General features: G+C 58.0%; 14 protein-coding genes and 1 pseudogene. 2 read left to right on the top strand and 13 right to left on the bottom strand.

Annotated elements, in window-relative coordinates; translation table 11 throughout:
• The coding region (locus EOA86_RS02600) for an amidohydrolase (RefSeq protein WP_245497090.1) at positions 1–709 on the top strand (709 nt) is incomplete at its 5' end.
• 64 nt (positions 710–773) lie between these two features.
• Positions 774–1040: a hypothetical protein gene (locus EOA86_RS39885; protein WP_236473032.1), complete on the top strand. Its 267-nt coding sequence runs from the start codon at positions 774–776 to the stop codon at positions 1038–1040.
• Between the two features lie 873 nt (positions 1041–1913).
• Here EOA86_RS39885 and EOA86_RS02595 read toward each other — a convergent pair.
• The 13 genes and pseudogenes from EOA86_RS02595 to EOA86_RS02540 form a co-directional block, all read right to left on the bottom strand.
• Positions 1914–2256 (bottom strand): annotated as a pseudogene (locus EOA86_RS02595) (helix-turn-helix domain-containing protein); the annotation flags it as partial.
• A 685-nt stretch (positions 2257–2941) separates the two neighbouring features.
• On the bottom strand, positions 2942–3706 hold the full coding sequence (ehuA, locus tag EOA86_RS02590) for an ectoine/hydroxyectoine ABC transporter ATP-binding protein EhuA (protein ID WP_091598621.1): 765 nt from the start codon (positions 3704–3706) through the stop codon (positions 2942–2944).
• A gap of 50 nt (positions 3707–3756) precedes the next feature.
• Positions 3757–4425, bottom strand: coding sequence for an ectoine/hydroxyectoine ABC transporter permease subunit EhuD (gene ehuD, locus EOA86_RS02585; RefSeq protein ID WP_091598624.1), 669 nt, complete (start codon positions 4423–4425; stop codon positions 3757–3759).
• A complete protein-coding gene (gene ehuC / locus EOA86_RS02580) occupies positions 4422–5087 on the bottom strand; it encodes an ectoine/hydroxyectoine ABC transporter permease subunit EhuC (RefSeq protein WP_091598627.1) in 666 nt (221 codons plus the stop codon). The genes ehuD and ehuC overlap by 4 nt, the downstream gene beginning before the upstream one ends.
• A gap of 60 nt (positions 5088–5147) precedes the next feature.
• A complete protein-coding gene (gene ehuB / locus EOA86_RS02575) occupies positions 5148–5993 on the bottom strand; it encodes an ectoine/hydroxyectoine ABC transporter substrate-binding protein EhuB (protein ID WP_091598630.1) in 846 nt (281 codons plus the stop codon).
• 231 nt (positions 5994–6224) lie between these two features.
• Positions 6225–7406 (bottom strand): M24 family metallopeptidase, encoded by a 1182-nt coding sequence (locus tag EOA86_RS02570; RefSeq protein ID WP_091598633.1) that lies wholly within the window; start codon positions 7404–7406, stop codon positions 6225–6227.
• A gap of 571 nt (positions 7407–7977) precedes the next feature.
• A complete protein-coding gene (locus EOA86_RS02565) occupies positions 7978–8325 on the bottom strand; it encodes an Lrp/AsnC ligand binding domain-containing protein (RefSeq protein ID WP_206629948.1) in 348 nt (115 codons plus the stop codon).
• 720 nt (positions 8326–9045) lie between these two features.
• A complete protein-coding gene (locus tag EOA86_RS02560) occupies positions 9046–11550 on the bottom strand; it encodes an FAD-dependent oxidoreductase (protein ID WP_091598638.1) in 2505 nt (834 codons plus the stop codon).
• 563 nt (positions 11551–12113) lie between these two features.
• On the bottom strand, positions 12114–12986 hold the full coding sequence (locus tag EOA86_RS41125) for a CocE/NonD family hydrolase C-terminal non-catalytic domain-containing protein (RefSeq protein ID WP_281035625.1): 873 nt from the start codon (positions 12984–12986) through the stop codon (positions 12114–12116).
• Between the two features lie 11 nt (positions 12987–12997).
• Positions 12998–13873: a CocE/NonD family hydrolase gene (locus EOA86_RS41120; RefSeq protein ID WP_281035624.1), complete on the bottom strand. Its 876-nt coding sequence runs from the start codon at positions 13871–13873 to the stop codon at positions 12998–13000.
• 298 nt (positions 13874–14171) lie between these two features.
• On the bottom strand, positions 14172–15173 hold the full coding sequence (locus EOA86_RS02550; RefSeq protein WP_091598644.1) for an ABC transporter ATP-binding protein: 1002 nt from the start codon (positions 15171–15173) through the stop codon (positions 14172–14174).
• A complete protein-coding gene (locus EOA86_RS02545) occupies positions 15166–16173 on the bottom strand; it encodes an ABC transporter ATP-binding protein (protein ID WP_091598648.1) in 1008 nt (335 codons plus the stop codon). Before EOA86_RS02545 ends, EOA86_RS02550 begins: the two co-directional genes overlap by 8 nt.
• Positions 16170–16463: ABC transporter permease subunit (locus EOA86_RS02540; protein ID WP_128340623.1), on the bottom strand; the 294-nt coding region annotated here is incomplete at its 5' end. The genes EOA86_RS02545 and EOA86_RS02540, both read right to left, overlap by 4 nt.

Genomic DNA, 16463 nt, shown 5'->3' with positions numbered 1-16463 from the left:
GAGCGGCATCAGGCCCGTGGCCGGCTTCGGTCTCGCCGTCGATGTCGTCGGTGCGGCCGGTCCCTCGAACCGCAAAATCGTGATCCGCGTCGACATCGACGCGCTACCGATCACGGAAGCCTCGGGCGTGCCGTTCAGCTCCGAGCGCCCGGGGGTCATGCATGCCTGCGGCCACGACGCTCATACCGCCATGGGCTATGCCGCCAGCGTTCTTCTGGAGCGCCAGAAGCAGTCATTCAGCGGCACCGTCAGAATCATCTTCCAGCCCGCCGAAGAGGCGGAACCGCTCGGCGGCCGCCGGGTCGTCGAGGAAGGGCTGCTGGACGACGTCGACGCGGCGATCGGCATCCATGTCGATCCCTATACCGCGACCGGAAAGATTGCGGTCGGCGGGGGGCCGTATACGCTTGCCTGCGATATTTTCGACATCACCGTCACAGGCAATTCCGCGCATGCGGCAAAACCGTCCGAAGGCGTCGACGCCATCGCCGTCGCCTGCTCCATAGTGACAGAGCTGCAGAAGATCGTGTCGCGCGAGATCGATCCGTATGACCCGCGGGTCGTCTCGATCACCGGCATCGAAGGCGGCGGCGCCCACAATGTGATCGCCGCCGAGGCGAGGCTGAAAGGCACGATCCGCCGCGGGCATGAAGCGACCCGCCAGCATGCCTGGAAGAGGCTGCGCCAGATCGTGGAGGGCGTCGCTTAGCCACAATGCCAGTGCCGAGGTGGACCTGAGGCGTGGCGAACCACCGGTAATTAACGACCCTGACATGGTCGAGATCGTCCGCCGAACCGGTGCCGGCCTGCTGGGGCAGGACAACATGCTGATCGCGCCGGGCTGGACCGCAGCCGATGATTTCGCCTTCTACAGCGAGAAGTGCCCGTCGGTCTATTTCCGGCTTGGCATTCGAAATGAGGAGCTTGGCGCGGTCTATCCGCTCCATCATCCTCCCTTCCAAGTCGACGAGCAAGCAATCGCCATAGGCGCTGTCGTCCTCTGCGACGCTGCGAGAAAATTCTTGCTGCCTCCGAGCTAGTCCGGCGGAGGAAGCATTGCGACCCCTGATACCACCTCGCCAGCTCCCTGGTGCCGCTTGGCAGTTGCCGTCCGCAACTTTAAAGAGGCCTTAGCACCCCGTGTATGCACCAAGGAGGAACCGCGATTGTGGCGTGGGCCCTGAACGCGAGCATAAGGATAGCTGACCGCTCGGGCGGCGGAGGCTGCTAGGTTTCTGTCTACCGCTCCCCAGGACAGTTCATGGATCCGATCACGTTCGTAGCTGCAAATGAGCAAATGGGTCGGACCGTACCGCACGGTAGATCGCGATGGAGCTGGCGAAGATCGACCGACGAATGCTTCATCGAGAAGAGCTTTATCCGAAAACCGGTTCCTATTCGGTGCTGTTTGCCGCCCCTCGCACCTGCAGTGGAAGGAAATGGTCGAGGATCGAGCCGGCGTTCCGGTCGCTCAGCAGTGTGACCCCGGCGATAGCCATAGGTTGGAGTCTATCGACGACTGGTCTGATCTTGGCCAGCAGCTCGGCGTCCTCCGGCGCGCGACGGGGGCCACGCGGGACTGGCGTAGCGGCGCGTTCGATCAGGTTGGACCTGACGACGCCCAGGGTTGTGGCAGCGGCGCTCTCGGGAGAGCATTCTCGGATCGGTCCAGGGCACCAATGGCAAGGTCTGTTTTTGGGCGAGCCACCTCAACGGGTTCCTTGACGATTTCGTTCTCCATTGCTTTGCGGCCGAGCATCAGCTCGAGATCGCGGAAGCGCTCTCAAGCTCGTGGACCCTGGAAGCGGCAACGACATCTTCGTCGGCTCCCACAGCGGCTGACCGCCTTCCAGCGGCATGTGCTAGAGCCCTGCGTTCCCGTCACCTCGCGACGTTGGCACGGGTCCTGGGTATTTTCTGAAGCTTAGCCTCTCACGGCGCAGGAATTGCCATACCGGTCTCATGTGAGACCTTCACACCATGCGCCGCAAGCTCGGCTTTCAACTGGTGCAGTGTCAAACGCGGCGCCTTGTCAATTCGCTCCTGAATGAAATCCCGGTGAGGCTCCAGAACACGCTTGCGGTGGCCACCCATCTTGCGAGGCTCGACAGAACCGCTCATTCGGTAGCGCTGCGACCACTTAACGGCTGAAGAAACCGCAATCCCAAAATGAGCCGCGACCGACCGGCAGCTCTCGCCAGCTTCAATCGCAAGTACGATACGCTCGCGCAGATTCTTGGAAAGGGGTGTTGTCATTCGAGCTGGTCTCCTCTCCAGCCACCATCTTGATTAACCTTACTAATCCGAATCCAGGCAAGAGCTGAACAGCGGTAGGTTCACTGCCGGAGGTTCTATGTCAAATTCAGTTTGCCGGTCGGATTCATCTTGTGACAAGATGGTCTCGCAACGGATGCACGGAGACGTCAGAGCATCCTCCGGGCGCCTCCGCCGTAACAAGACCCGAAAGGAAGGTCTTGCTGGCCGTGATCGAAATAAGACCCTGTTGCCCATCGGCATGAAAATGGGGCGGAGTTGGCCAGCGGAGCGTTCGTGACGGATGTCGAGTAAAGGGCTAGTAGATGCCACGCGAATGGATCACCGGCCAGCAAGACGCCCGGCAAGGCGAGAAAACAGCGTCTCGCACGAGCCAGCCGGAGCTTAATCGCCGGTCATGTGCCAACGACATCGGGCAGCAAAAGGCTGCAGGCGATCAGAGGAGGCCTCGCCAGCGCGGCACGCCAGAAAGCTGTCAATGTCGACCCCACTTTTGAGAGGCGGACAGATTAAGGGGCCGATAATCACGCCACCGACCCACCAAAGCCGCTAGGACCGAGTTCTTGGCTTGACCGGTCGGAATGTCACTCAGGAAACGTGCTCAAAAAGAACGTGGGAACGCACCGGGCCGCGGACCGTGATCGGACCAAGGCAATCGATCGGATCTTCAGATCGCTTCCTTGACCGCGGACAAAAACTGCTTCGTCCGCTCACGTTGCGGATTTCCAAAAAGTTCACTGGGAGTGCCTTGCTCTTCTATCTTTCCGCCGAAAAAGAAGCAGACACGGTCAGAAATATCGCGCGCAAACCCCATCTGGTGGGTTACCATCAGCATAGTGAGATTGTGTTCGGTAACGAGCTTGCGGATCACGTTTGTCACTTCCCCAATCACCTCCGGATCCAATGCGGAGGTAACCTCATCGAAGAGCATCACCTTTGGTCGCATAGCCAACGCTCGCGCAATTGCGACGCGCTGCTGTTGTCCCCCGGAAAGACGCGAAGGATGTTGATCCCTTTTGTCGATCATGCCGACCATGTGCAGCAACTCTTCCGAACGCTCCCGTGCTTCTTTTTTTGAAAGACCTAGAACCTGCACGGGGCCCTCCATGCAGTTCTGGAGCGCGGTCATATGAGGGAACAAATTAAAGCTCTGAAAGCACATGCCAATAGAGGTTCGCATCCGTCTAAGGTAACGCTCATCAGCTGGAACTAGCGCCCCTCCCTTGGCCATGTGAGTGAGCGGCTTGCCTTCAACGTAGATAACGCCGTCGTTTATAGTCTCGAGGGTCATGAGGGTGCGTAAGACAGTGGTCTTGCCTGAACCGGACGGACCGATGATTGAAACCATCTCTCCTTCAGCAACGTCGAAATTCAGTTGTTCGATGACGTTGAGTTTCCCGTAACTCTTATTGACATTCATAAACCTGACCATGGGCTGGTCTGTGTGAGGTAACGCAAGAGGGTAATCAGATTTATCCACGGTCACAGACCCAGCCCCAATCGAAGTCGGCGTTCTAATAGCTTTATAAGTCCGGCGGTGGGCAGCGAAATTAGGAAGAAAATCAGGCCCACCAGCGTAAAAGGCTCAAGATACCTGTAATGTTCGGAACCGATCGAGTTTGCAGCATGCATGAGCTCCATCACACCAATGACAGAAAGCATCGGTGTATCTTTGAGAATGCCTACTAGGTAATTTCCCATGCCTGGCACAGCGGGGACCAGCGCTTGTGGAATAATGATCCGGAAATAAGTATCGCGCGCCGACATGTTAATCGCGCGGCACGCTTCCCATTGGCCACGGGGCACTGCTTCAAGACCCCCGCGATAGACCTCTGACAAATATGCAGAGTAATGGAGGCCTATCGCCAATAGCCCAGATGTCCAAGGCGACAATTGCATGCCAAATTGTGGAGCGACATAAAACACAAAGAAAATCTGTAGAACAAGCGGTGTCGAGCGAATGAACTCAACAAACTCTCGTACAGCCCAACGTACCGGTCCAAGCGCCGCTCGCTGTGCCAACGCAAAGATTAGACCTCCAACCAGTGCAATCGCGTAACCTGCACCGGCCGCAAGAAGCGTATTCGCGGTCGCCCACAGCAGCCGTGGCATTATCTCCCAGGTAAGGGTCCAGCTCCATTCAAAATTCACGACCGACCCAACCTCCGCGCGACCGCATGCTCCGCCCAACGCATCGAAGGCGTAATGAGCCCTCTTGCGAAAAGGTAGTAAATTATGAGGGCGGTCCCGAAGGCTTGTGCTGAAAGGTAAGTTGAGGCGTTGATTTGCTTGGCCTGGAACATTAAATCCGTCACCGATATGAGCGAGACGAGGGCCGTGCCTTTGAGCAACTCAATCAAAAGATTTCCCCACGGAGGCAGCATAATAGCAATCGCCTGGGGCAATATGATGCGGCGCATTCTTGCAAACGGCGACATAGATAGCGCAGTCGCCGCCTCCCATTGTCCGCGGGGGACTGCTTGGATCGCGCCTCGCACAAGCTCTGCACCATATGCGCCATAATTTAATCCCACGGATATGAAGCCAGCAGTGAAATTTGGAAGCGTAATGCCAAAGAGAGGCAAGACAAAGAAGATCCAATAGAGTTGGACCAGAAGGGATGTTCCGCGGAAGAGTTCAATGTAGACTACGCATGCCCCGCGGATCAGCGGGTTTGCCGAAAGCTTTCCGATTCCTATCACCAGAGCAATGGATACCGCAACGAGAGCCGCGAGCAGAAATTGCAGGCAAGTTACCCACGTTCCGTGCATCACCACAGAACTATACCTCTGTAAAAATTCCCAGATGGGCATTTGCCATCCTCTGTTCGCGCGCTGGGGAGGCCAAGCCTCCCCAGGAGGCGTACATTACGGTCAGCGGTTGGCGCAAACCCACTCCGCAGTCTTGTCACCCGGCAGCAGCTTTGCGTCGTAGCCGTAAGCCTCGACGGCCTTCATCATCTCGGGAGTTCCGATGTATTTCTTCTGAGCATCGTTAAATTTCTCTACGAAGTCCTTGTCTGAGCCTCGGAAGGCTATGCTCACCCAATTTTGAGTGGATCCAGGCATCGCGTCGGGGTCCGTCGCCTCAAGTTTTCCGCCGGATTTGCCAGCGACGGACCGCGACAAGAGATATCCAGTTGCGCCCGCATCTGCGCGTCCCGACTCCACCGCTGCCAGTATCTCCGTCTGGCCTGGCACTTGCATAATCTGCGAATCCGGCACGCCGGCCTTCTTAGCTTGCTCTATGTTGCTGTATCCAATGCCAGTCACCATCATCGCGCCCTTTGTCGCAATATCCTCGTAATTGGTGAGCCCTTTCGGATTGCCAGCTTTAACGATAAGCGAGTCAGTTACCTTCGCCAAAGGCTCGGAGAATGTGACGCTCTCGCACCTTGATTTAAGGATGTAGAGACCGCCCGTAGCCATATCAAAGCGTCCAGACTGTAGTCCGGGGATAAGCCCGCCCCAATCCGTAACGACGGTCTCTATGTTATCGTAACCCATCTGTTTAAGGACGCCGAGAGCAATCGCGTTTACGAATCCGACCGGCTGATTGTTACTGTCCGGAAAGGCGTATGGGTCTTCATTCGCGAACCCGATCCGGATGGATTTGCCGCTGGTGATACGGTCTGCCAATTCTCCTGCGTGGGCCTGTGCGGTGGCGCCCGCGATGGCGAAGCCCAAGGCGGCCACGATGTTCGCAAGTTTCCTGTTCATTTCATGTTCCCTTCTTGTTATGATTGGGTTCTCTGCATTTCCTTGAAGCGTTCTTTTCCGGAGACTGGTCTCCGGTCTGGTCGAGTGTACAATTCCGTCTGGGTGCGATTGACGGCGCGATGTCTTGCCTTGGAGGCGTTTTCCTGCGAACTATGACGGCCCAGTGCGTTTTTTTCTCCGCCCCGTCCGGGAATGAAACGGGCGGGCTGCTCGGCTGTCGGATGTAAACCGTCAGTCAATGACGATCAGGCGGCGCTCTACATCGCAGAATCGCTGCCCGCCTTTGGCGGTTACAACGAAGGGTTCCGAGATCGCTGCGCCAAAATCATCGAGCCAAACCCCGGACTGAAAGTGAAAGCACATGCCCTCCTGCAGGGGGGTTCTTTCGCCGGCGCGGATGCTCACCGTGCGTTCGCCCCAGTCTGGGGGATAAGCGATACCGATGGAATAACCCACGCGGCTATCCTTGCTGTAGCCGTTTCGCTTCAGAATACTCTGGAATACGGCTGCAACGTCCTCGACAGTCACGCCAGGCTTAGCCGCTTCGAGGGCCACATCGCCGCCTTTCACGATTACTGCAGCCAACCGCGAGACCTCCTCTGGCGGCTTTCCGATGTGCACAGTTCTGGTAAGAGGGGTAGTGTAATGGCGCCGTGCCGCCCCTAGCTCCATAACCACCAAACCGGATTTCGGCAGAGGCTGGTCGCTCCATGTCAGGTGGGGGGTGCTCGTCCCCTCTCCGACCTGAATCAAGGGACAAAGGCCTGTGTAATCACCGAACTTACCATCCACACCCAAGACCTGGTTGCGGTAGACGTCCGCTATGACCTCGTATTCGCGTACACCCGGCTTGAGCTTGGCAATCGCCTCACGCATGGTTTTGCTGATGATGCGTCCGGCTTCCCGCATGTATACCAGCTCGGCCTCGGACTTGACGAGCCTGGCCCAGTTGACCAGTTCCCGATTGTTGCTGATCTTGGCGTTGGGAAGGCCCCGTACCAAATGCTGATGCGCTCTTGCCGTGTAGTAATGGGTGTCGAGCTCAACACCGATTCGATCGGACCCCCAGCTCTTTGACGTGATGAGGTCACACAATTCATCGAAGGGATGGTCATCGGGGTGGTGAACGAGGGTTTCGGAGAAGGAGACGATGTTTCCGGCGGGCAGATTTGTCGTAATGTGGGCTGACTTGGCGTCGATCGGACGTCCGAACCAAAACGGCATGTCCTCCTTAAGGTGAACCATCACAGCTTGCGGTGTGTAGAAGGACCAGCTGTCGAAGCCCGTCAGCCAGCCCATATTAGCGGGATCCTGGCAGATGAGCAGATCGAATCCGGCTTTCTCCATGCGCTTTTTCACATTTAGAACGCGCCGATCGAACTCATTGGGCAGAAAGGGTTTTTGGTAGTTCATGCGTACGATCCTTCTCGGAATTGAGCACGGACTCTCCCGCCATTACCGGGACGGGTGGTGGCCAAACGCCTGCAAATTGATGTCCACGCTCCCCGTGGTGCCCCGCACTTCCCTTGTCTTTTTTGTCTCGCGGAAGGCTAGGCGAGCATTTGTCGGAAGGGGTGCGCAGTCAAATGCAGTGTTTATATCGCCATCATCTCGCTTCGAGATGGCAGCGTCGGCCATTGCCGCCCGATCTGGTCAGGGAGGAATTCACGCTGGGTCGTCCCAGCCCCCATCTGAAAACACGATGGTGCTCGTATAAAATCTATATTGGGCTTTGGGCGGCCCGCTCAGGGCTTATCAGCTTGACGTTGGGACTTCGTGATCTCGACGGAACGAGACTGCGCCCGCCTAGGCATTCCGCGAAGGCGGTTGGCGCTCACTCCTGTTTGTGCCTGCATCCGATTCCGAGATAGCTTCCAGTGTGACAACCCTCCCGGATGCATTACGGGTAGGCCGGACTTACGCGGAATTTCAGGCAACTCAGATATTTGTATTGTGGTGAACGTCGCCCAAAGCGCCCTTAGCCTTAGCCTTCATATCCGTCAACTCGAAGAAGGTGGACACCAAGCGTAGCCTGGAGCCGGTTGGCTGCCACCATGGTCTTTAGGCTCTTTATACGAGCGTTCTGAGAAAAGAACTTGCGCATGAACTGATCGTAATCCTCCAGGCTACGTGCGGTGACATAGAGCACAAAGTCGGCCTCGCCGGTTATGTCGAACGCGTCGCAATCTCGGGTAAGGATTTGAGATCCCGCTTGAACTTGTCGATGATGTCCGCGCGTTCCCGCTCCAGGGTCATCATCACGATCGACTGGATGGGTCGAGCCGCCGGTCTCAGCTTCCAGGCTTTTGGTCATCGAAGAAAGAATGGCCAACTTTCTGCGCCGTCATCGCGACCGGCGAAGAGAGAGTGTTGCTGGTCAGTGCTATCACCCGTTTATTCTGCTCATGTCGGGCAGGATGTGGAAGTCGATTGTCGATGGGAACCATATTTTGGCTGCAAAGTCCGCATTTGCCGCGTCGGGAACGGGCGACAGGCTGGTTTCTGAAGGTATAGGGCGCGGCGCGACCTGTCCGACGAGTTTGACATCATCGACACAGGCTGGGGCGGACACGCTGCAACCTTCATCTTACCAATTGATCCGGTGGTCGTCGGAGCACAGATCATCACAGCACTCCAGGTTTTTTGGTCCCGAGACCTCGATCGCTCCGGAGGTAGTATCTGTGCCAAATTCAACGGAAGTGACTCCTATACACTATTCCCGACATCGTGACGCTAGGAGCACGGTGAGGAGTTTATCGTCCCTTGGGGTAGGGCTTCGCGCCCTTGAAACCGGGCAGGAGGAGTGGTGGATATAGATGCATCTCCCTGCCAACCTGCCACTGAACCGTCTGACAAGATTCTGCTTGCAGCGCTCCAGAACAGTAAGATCGCGTTCCGTGCGCTCAATCAGCTCGACAAGTTCCGATTCCTGCTGCGCCCTGCTGTGCCGGCTCACAGGAAGGTGAAAGAACGGGACGCATGATCGCGAAAGGACCATAGACTGATCAGATGACATTTCAGATCAGTCCGCACGTCTGTTGGAGATGTCCAGCTACGAAAGGCAAGCCTTGAGGAGCTCAGGCGCAACCAGCTCCTCCACGCCGCGCCACTCGCCCTTCACGCGGCTGCGTCCGGCGTCATAGAATGGCCGCAGAGAAGCTATGGCGGAATAGCGCTCCCCAGCGATCTCGAGTTCGAATGACCCTCCGGACAGCCAATCAGCCGTCACCCCGGCTTCTGAGGTGAGATATCCCATGCCGATGCCACAGCCGACAGTGTGACCAAATCCAGCCGAGCGCAAGTATCCGACAAGGCTGCCGTTACGCCAGACAGGCTCGGTCCCGAACATCAACGATTTGGCATCTGGGGCAGCGAGCTGGACCAGCCGCCGGCGCAAAGGTTTGCCGCGCTGGGCTTCCAGTGCAGCGCGTCCGATGAAATCCTCGCGCTTATCCCAGGCAACCGTGAACCCCAGTCCCGATTCCAACGGGGTGTCCCCATCACCAACATCTGCACCCCAGTCACGGTAGCCCGCTTCCAGGCGCAGCGTGTTTAGAGCGACATATCCGGCGTGGCTCAGGCCGAGATCGGCGCCGGCGGCCACCAAGGCGTCGTAGACCCCTAGTGTTTGTTCGGTCGGGATGTGAAGTTCCCAGCCCAACTCGCCGACAAAGGTCATCCGGAATGCGAGCGCGAGGCAATACCCGACCTCGATCTCACGAGCCGTTGCGAAGGGAAATGCCTCGTTAGAAAAATCCGCCGGACTGACGCGTTCCAGTAACTCACGCGATCGTGGACCCATCACGGAGAGGGTCGTATATCCGGATGAGACGTCGGCAACCGAGACGTGGCCGGCTCCCTTGGCATGCAAGCGCAGCCAGGCGAGATCACGGGTGCGTTGGACGGCCGCTGTCACGACAAGAAATTCCTCGTCACTGATGCGTGCGATAGTGACGTCGGACTCCATACCGCCTCGCTCGTTCAGCCACGGCGTATAGACAACACGGCCGACCGCTACGTTCACGTCATTCGTGGACAAGCACTGTAGCAGCGCAAGGGCATCCGAACCCTGCACCAGAAGGTGCGCGAAGGAGGTTTGGTCGAACAGAGTGACGCCGGAGCGGGTGGCTGTATGCTCCGCGCCACTTCGCTCGAACCACTCGTCCCGGCCATACGTTGCATGGCTTTCATTCGGCGATCCAGGCGCACCAAACCATTGAACGCGTTCCCAACCAGCACTTTCACCGAAATTAGCGCCGACGGCGGACAGGCGGTCGTGCAGGGGGGACACGCGGACCTTGCGTGCCGTCCTCGGCGACTTATGCGGCAAATGAAGCGACCAGAGGTTGCCGACCGCCTCCACCGTGCGGTCGTACAGATACCGCCTGTTCCGCTGGAAGGGCATTGACCGCCGGACGTCCATTTCCCAGCAGTCTCCCGCTGCCAAGCCTGTCGACATCCACTCTGCCATCACCTTGCCCGCACCACCCGAGGACTCGATGCCGCAGGAATTGAATCCAGAGGCGACATACAGACCTTGAATTTCAGGCGATGGCCCGAGGTGGAACCGGTTATCAGGCGTGAAGCTCTCAGGGCCGTTGAAATTCAGTTGGAGGCCGACATTTGCCAGGATGGGCATGCGCCCGATGGCCGCAGAGAGATACGGTTCGATGTGATCGAAATCTTCGGGCAACGAATCGAAACTGAAATCGTGGGGTATGCCGTTCATGCCCCAAGGTTTGCCATTGGCCTCGAAGAAACCCACGAGCAGTTTCCCGGCGTCGGCCTTTGCATAGACGCGCGCGTCCATATCGCGGATCGTCGGCAGGTCGTGGGGCAGGTCGGGAATCGCCTCGGTGACAACATAGAAATGCTCGGCAGCCTGCAACGGCACCGACCAGTTGAGTTCAGCAGCTACATTCCGCGTCCACAGGCCGGTGCTGATGACCGCCTGTTCAGCACGGACCGTTCCCTGACTGGTTTCCACGCCGACGAAGCGGCCCTTCTCGACGAGGATGCGCGTGACCGGGGTTCGCTCAAGGATCGTTGCTCCACCCTGGCGCGCCCCAACTGCGAAGGCACGGGCCGTATCGATAGCGTTGGTCATCCCGTCGGAAGCGATCCATGCAGCCCCAAGGACATCACTGACATCGAGCAATGGGACTCGGCGCTGGGCTTCCGCAGCGCTTATCATCTCCACGTCCAGGCCAAACGAGCGGCCCATCGAAGACCCGCGCTTGAGCTCTTCAAGCCGGTCCTGGGTCGCGGCGACGGTGATGGAGCCGGTTTGCCGAAAGCCAGTGGCTTGACCTGTCAGATTTTCGAGGTCCCTGAACAGATCCGCAGAGTATTGAGCGAGCTTGGCCATGGTTTCATTGGCGCGGAGTTGTGTGACGAGGCCTGCAGCATGCCAGGTGGTGCCGCATGTCAGTTGGTCGCGCTCCAGAAGCAGAACGTCGCGGTGGCCGAGACGTGTCAGGTGATAGGCTATCGAGAGGCCGATAATGCCGCCTCCGATGACGACGTATTCGACATGCGATGGTAGTTTGCTGGCCATTTGAAACCTCGTTCTAGCCTGGTCGCGGAAGCGCGGAACAAGGCGCGTGTAGCAAGGGACACTACCGTTGGATGTGCTTCTATTTCGTGCGATCTCAGGCTTGGGTAGCAGGATTTCTGCGTCCTCCGCCTTCTAATGCAGCGTTACTTCCGTAAAACGCATAGTGGCCGTCGTCTTAAACACTCACTGAGCCTAGGCAATGCATTCATCGCCGGCGAAATAGGCTCTGTAAGGCCCGAAATTCTGCTTCGGCTGTGGCTCCACTGTAATGTTGGAGAAGATAGCCACAGCCGAGATCACCGTAGATGAGGTAGGACATCGCATTGACGCGCAATCTTGCCTCGCAGACGTCCTCACTCGCCTGCCTCGTCAATCTGGCCAACCGCCGCCTCGACGAGCTCATGCCCTACCCGGGGCGCCACACGACGCGAGGAAAGCAGCGCGCCGCCTGCCGTTTCCGATCGCATGGCCGGGCTGACATCACCCGCCCCCCGATCGCAAGCGCCATTGCCGCAGGAACACTGGCGAAGCGATCAAAGCGGCAGGGGACCGACGACCGGAATTTATTGAATCGGCAGTCCGCCAGGGACAAACTCGTCGTCCTTGCGATAGGGCTGACCTCGAAGAGCGTCGTATGCCGGAGCGGGAGCTTGAGCCACCGCCCCCGGAATGACGGGTAGAAGTATTCTGGAACTATACTGAGCTGAGTGATAGACTCTGTTGATAGACGCTGCTCCGGCAGGAATGGTGCCGAGGACGCTATGCGGAATGGGATTGGTCGCGCCGATAGTTAGTTCGAGACTATGCCCTTGCCTGACGACGTGAGCGATGGGCGAAATGAACGACATTCGGAGCTCGTAAATTTCGCCCGGGACAAGTTTCTCAGGTTTCCGAAACGAATGCACCACCTCGTCAACATAGGTTCGCTCGTTGTCGATCGCGCGGAGGGAAGCCCGCAACAAACCTGATTGAACGAAGAGCACTCCGTCCGGAGCGACATCTTTCAAGGTAAGTTCGACGTCGGCGTCGTCGCCGTTATCGATGCTGAGATACAGCACGACTTCCGGATTTCCAAGCAACACCATATCCGAGGTAACTGGCGCTGTTCGGTAGTTAAGGACGCCGCGGGAATAAGGTCGAACCTGGAATTGCTGATTGTCTCCGTAAAGCTCTGTCCCCGTTGGGTATAGATAGGCGCGGGATCCCTCATTGGAGTTGGCGCCCGGCTTCTCGGGAGAGATCTGTGCGTCCGCCGTTAGGTAGAAGGTGCGGCGCTCGACTTTCGGGTCTGGCCACGTGTTGTGATGCGTCACCCAGCCCTCCACCGATTTCTTCGGATCTCCCTCGGGCTGCTGAACTTCCCAATAGACAGTGATGGGCGGCTCGCTATCTATTCCGTTCTTAACACCTTTCACCCAGCGATCGAGGAACTTCATTCGCTCCTTGTCTACAAGGCTATAGCCACGGGGCCCAGGTCCATTATCCCATGATCACCGTTCATCAGAACAAGCTTTTTGTTCTTCACATTCTGCATGAAATGGGTAAACATTCGCACGTTAGCCATAGCGGCGCCACCGTAGGCCTCTTGCCAAGCTCCAATGATCATGCTGGGAACAGTGACTCTATCGATGAGTTCCTTGCTGACCAAAGTCTCAGAATCCCAAAATTCGTCCTTCAGTGGGTGGTTCCTCCACGCATCAAAAAAGGAGGTCTTGATGACTTGCCTGTCGCTCCCACGAATGTTGGCGCACTCGGTATCTCCCTGGTTGATGCGCCACTCCGCACCGCGCGGGCCGGTCACAAACTCACTATCAATCGCCCATGCTCCCTCTAATAGCGGGAGCATACCGCCAGGGTAACCTAAAAACTCATACCCGTCGCCAAAACCGCTCGCCACGATTGCCCGCAAATGTGGAGGCCGCTCGGCTGCGACCCAGAACTGCGGCTGCCCCGCCGATGAATTGCCGACCATTCCGATATTGCCATCGCTCCAGGGCTGCCTGGCGATCCATTCGACGACTTCGGCGCCATAAGGTCCGCCTTTAATCATTCGCTGTTCATGCCAAAAGTCGATGACACCTTCTGAGCATCCGGTTCCTGGAAGATTGGCGCCCACGAAAGCGTAGCCGGCATCAAGGAATTCCTTCGCGATTTCGAAAGGGGTCGAGTTCGCTATATATGGATCATAGAGAAAAACGGTCGGATACCGGCCCGATTTCTTCGGACAATATGAGATGTAAGCGATGCGCGTTTCATCCTTCATCGTCACGTAGGCGATATTGCGAAACACATCCGCCTCAGTGAAATCTTCTGCACTTTTCATGCTGAACTCCGTGTCACGAAAAAGTCTTTCGACTTTTGGACCGAGGCGGCGGGCATGCGCTGATGTGGCCAGCCCCCTCACAAATTAGAATGTTGAGATACGCTCGATGTAGTACTGCCGCTGCGCCACGAGAGTGGCTAACCCGGTGGCATGTTGATTTCAGCTTCCCTTTGTCAAAAGAGGTTACGGCGTAACGCTTTCGATGTTTGTCTTCGATCCATGTGCCTTCCGGCCGATACACCAACTTCGTCATCTTCCGGATAGTTTGCGACAGGCGCCCCAGCCTCGAACGCGCCTTCTACTTCGCCAGCCAGCAGGCGGACATGTGCTGCGGTCCAACTTCGATGGGTGGTGGTTCCTCTTGCCGGCAGCGGTCGAAGGCCAGAGGGCAACGCGGATGGAACCGACAGCCGTTCGGCACGCGCGCGGCGCTTGGAACCTCACCTTGCAGGGCCGGCAACTCGGCGCGACCTGCATTGGCGCCAATCTGCGGGGTAGCGTTACGCAAGGCGACGGTATACGGATGACGGGGGTTGAATGTGATCTCGTCGGCGCTACCGATCTCGACCAATTTGCCAAGATATAAGACCGCAATTCTGTCGGCGATCAACCAGGCAAGCGGCAAGTCATGGGTGATGAACAATAGCGCCACATTGTGCTTGTCGCGCAGGTCAACCAAGACCTGAAGAATCTGTGCGCGTATCGAGACATCGAGCATCGAGACAGGTTCGTCGGCGACGATGAGCTCCGGCTTCACGGCAAGTGCTCCGGCAATCACCACCCGCTGGCGTTGCCCTCCAGACAGCTCATGTGGGAACCGGGAGAAGAAATCATCCGGGGGATTGAGCCCGGCGGACGCAAGCGCTTCGCTCACACGGTCGGTGAGCTGTGTCCGGTTGTCGACCAGCCGTAGTGACCGCAGCGGCTCCGCCACGATATCGAACACGGTATGTCGCGGATTGAGCGCCTGATAGGCGTCCTGAAAGATCATTTGCACGCGATGCCTGTAAGGGCGCAAAGCCGACAAGTCTTGAACGAACGTCATGTCGCGGCCTTCGAACAACAGCTTGCCGCCTGTTGGCTGAGCAAGCTTGGTAATGAGGCGGCCCACCGTCGTCTTGCCGCTTCCCGATTCCCCGACCAGGGCGACGATCTCGCCCCGTCCGACGTTGAGGTCGATCCTGTCTACCGCGCGCACGGCGCCGGCAGGTCGGCCCAGGACACGGTCGAACAGCCCGCCCTGGATAGGAAAATGGACCTGCAGGCTCTCAAGACGCAGGATATCGGCGGCGTCAAGCATGAGCTGCGACCTTGTCGTGTTGCGAGGAACGGTGAAGGTGACAGGCGACGCGCCCCTGCCCGAACTTATCGAGGCTGGGGAGCTCGGTCGCGCAAATCCCCATAGCCGAGGGGCAACGCGGATGAAAGGCGCAGCCCGACGGTCGGTTCACCAAATTGGGGGGATCACCCGGTATCGGCCGGATGATCTTTTTGCCGCTCGCGGGGTTCGGGATCGATTCGATCAGCAGGCGGGTGTAGGGATGTTTCGGTTGGGCGAAGATCTCGGCGACAGTGCCATCCTCGACGATTCGGCCGGAATACATGATCATGACGCGATCACAACATTCAGCCACCACAGAAAGATCGTGGGTGATCAAAATGAGGGCAATGTTAAGTCGCGATCGCAACTCACCCAACAATTTAAGGATCTGAGCCTGTGTGATAACGTCCAGCGCCGTCGTGGGCTCATCGCCGATGATGAGTGAGGGACGACACGCGAGCGCCATGGCGATCATAACCCTTTGTCGCATTCCGCCTGACAATTCGTGAGGATAAGCGGCGCCGCGATCCGCCGGAATGCCGACGAGTTCGAGCAGCTCCTTTGCCCGCGCGTTCGCCTCGCCACGCGACATGCCGAGCTTCAGCATGCACGGCTCGGCGATCTGCTTGACGATGCGGTGAACAGGATTAAGCGCATTCATTGCGCCCTGGAAGACGACGGACGTTTCGCTCCAGCGATGTGGCCGCATCGCCGCATCATGGTCGATCGGCAGTCGGTTGCCCCGATAACGCACCTCGCCGCTGCTGATCCGCGCGTTGGGTGATAGCAGACCCGCGATTGCCATGGCGGTCGTGGTCTTGCCGCTGCCCGATTCTCCGACGAGGCCAACGGCCTCTCCGGCTCGGAGCTCGAAGCTTATTCTGTCGATCGCACGCGATGAAACGCCCTTGAGCCCGTAGTCGACAGAAAGCCCGTCGACTTCCAGAAGCGACCCCTTGTGTTGGGAGGAGTCTATCATGGGATCACGCGCCGCCGTGGATTGAACGTGTCGTCGAGAGCATTGCCAATCAGGACGAAGCTGAGCGAAACCGTGAGGACGCACACTCCGGGGGCGCCGAGATACCACCAGGCTCCAGCGCTGGCCGCACCGGCGCGCTGGGCCAGCGAAAGCAAAGTACCCCATGAAGGCTGCAACGGATCGCCAAGACCGAGGAACGAGAGCGACGTCTCGACATAGATTGCGCCGGCGACGACCAGAGCCCCGTTCGCTGCGATTTGCGGCACGAGATTAGGCAGGATGTGCCGCAC

Origin of the sequence: Mesorhizobium sp. M5C.F.Ca.IN.020.32.2.1 (genome assembly GCF_004023105.1) — a bacterium.
GTDB lineage: Bacteria > Pseudomonadota > Alphaproteobacteria > Rhizobiales > Rhizobiaceae > Mesorhizobium > Mesorhizobium wenxiniae.
The sequence above is the reverse complement of the archived record's forward strand: the minus strand, read 5'-3'. Positions and strand labels throughout refer to the sequence as shown.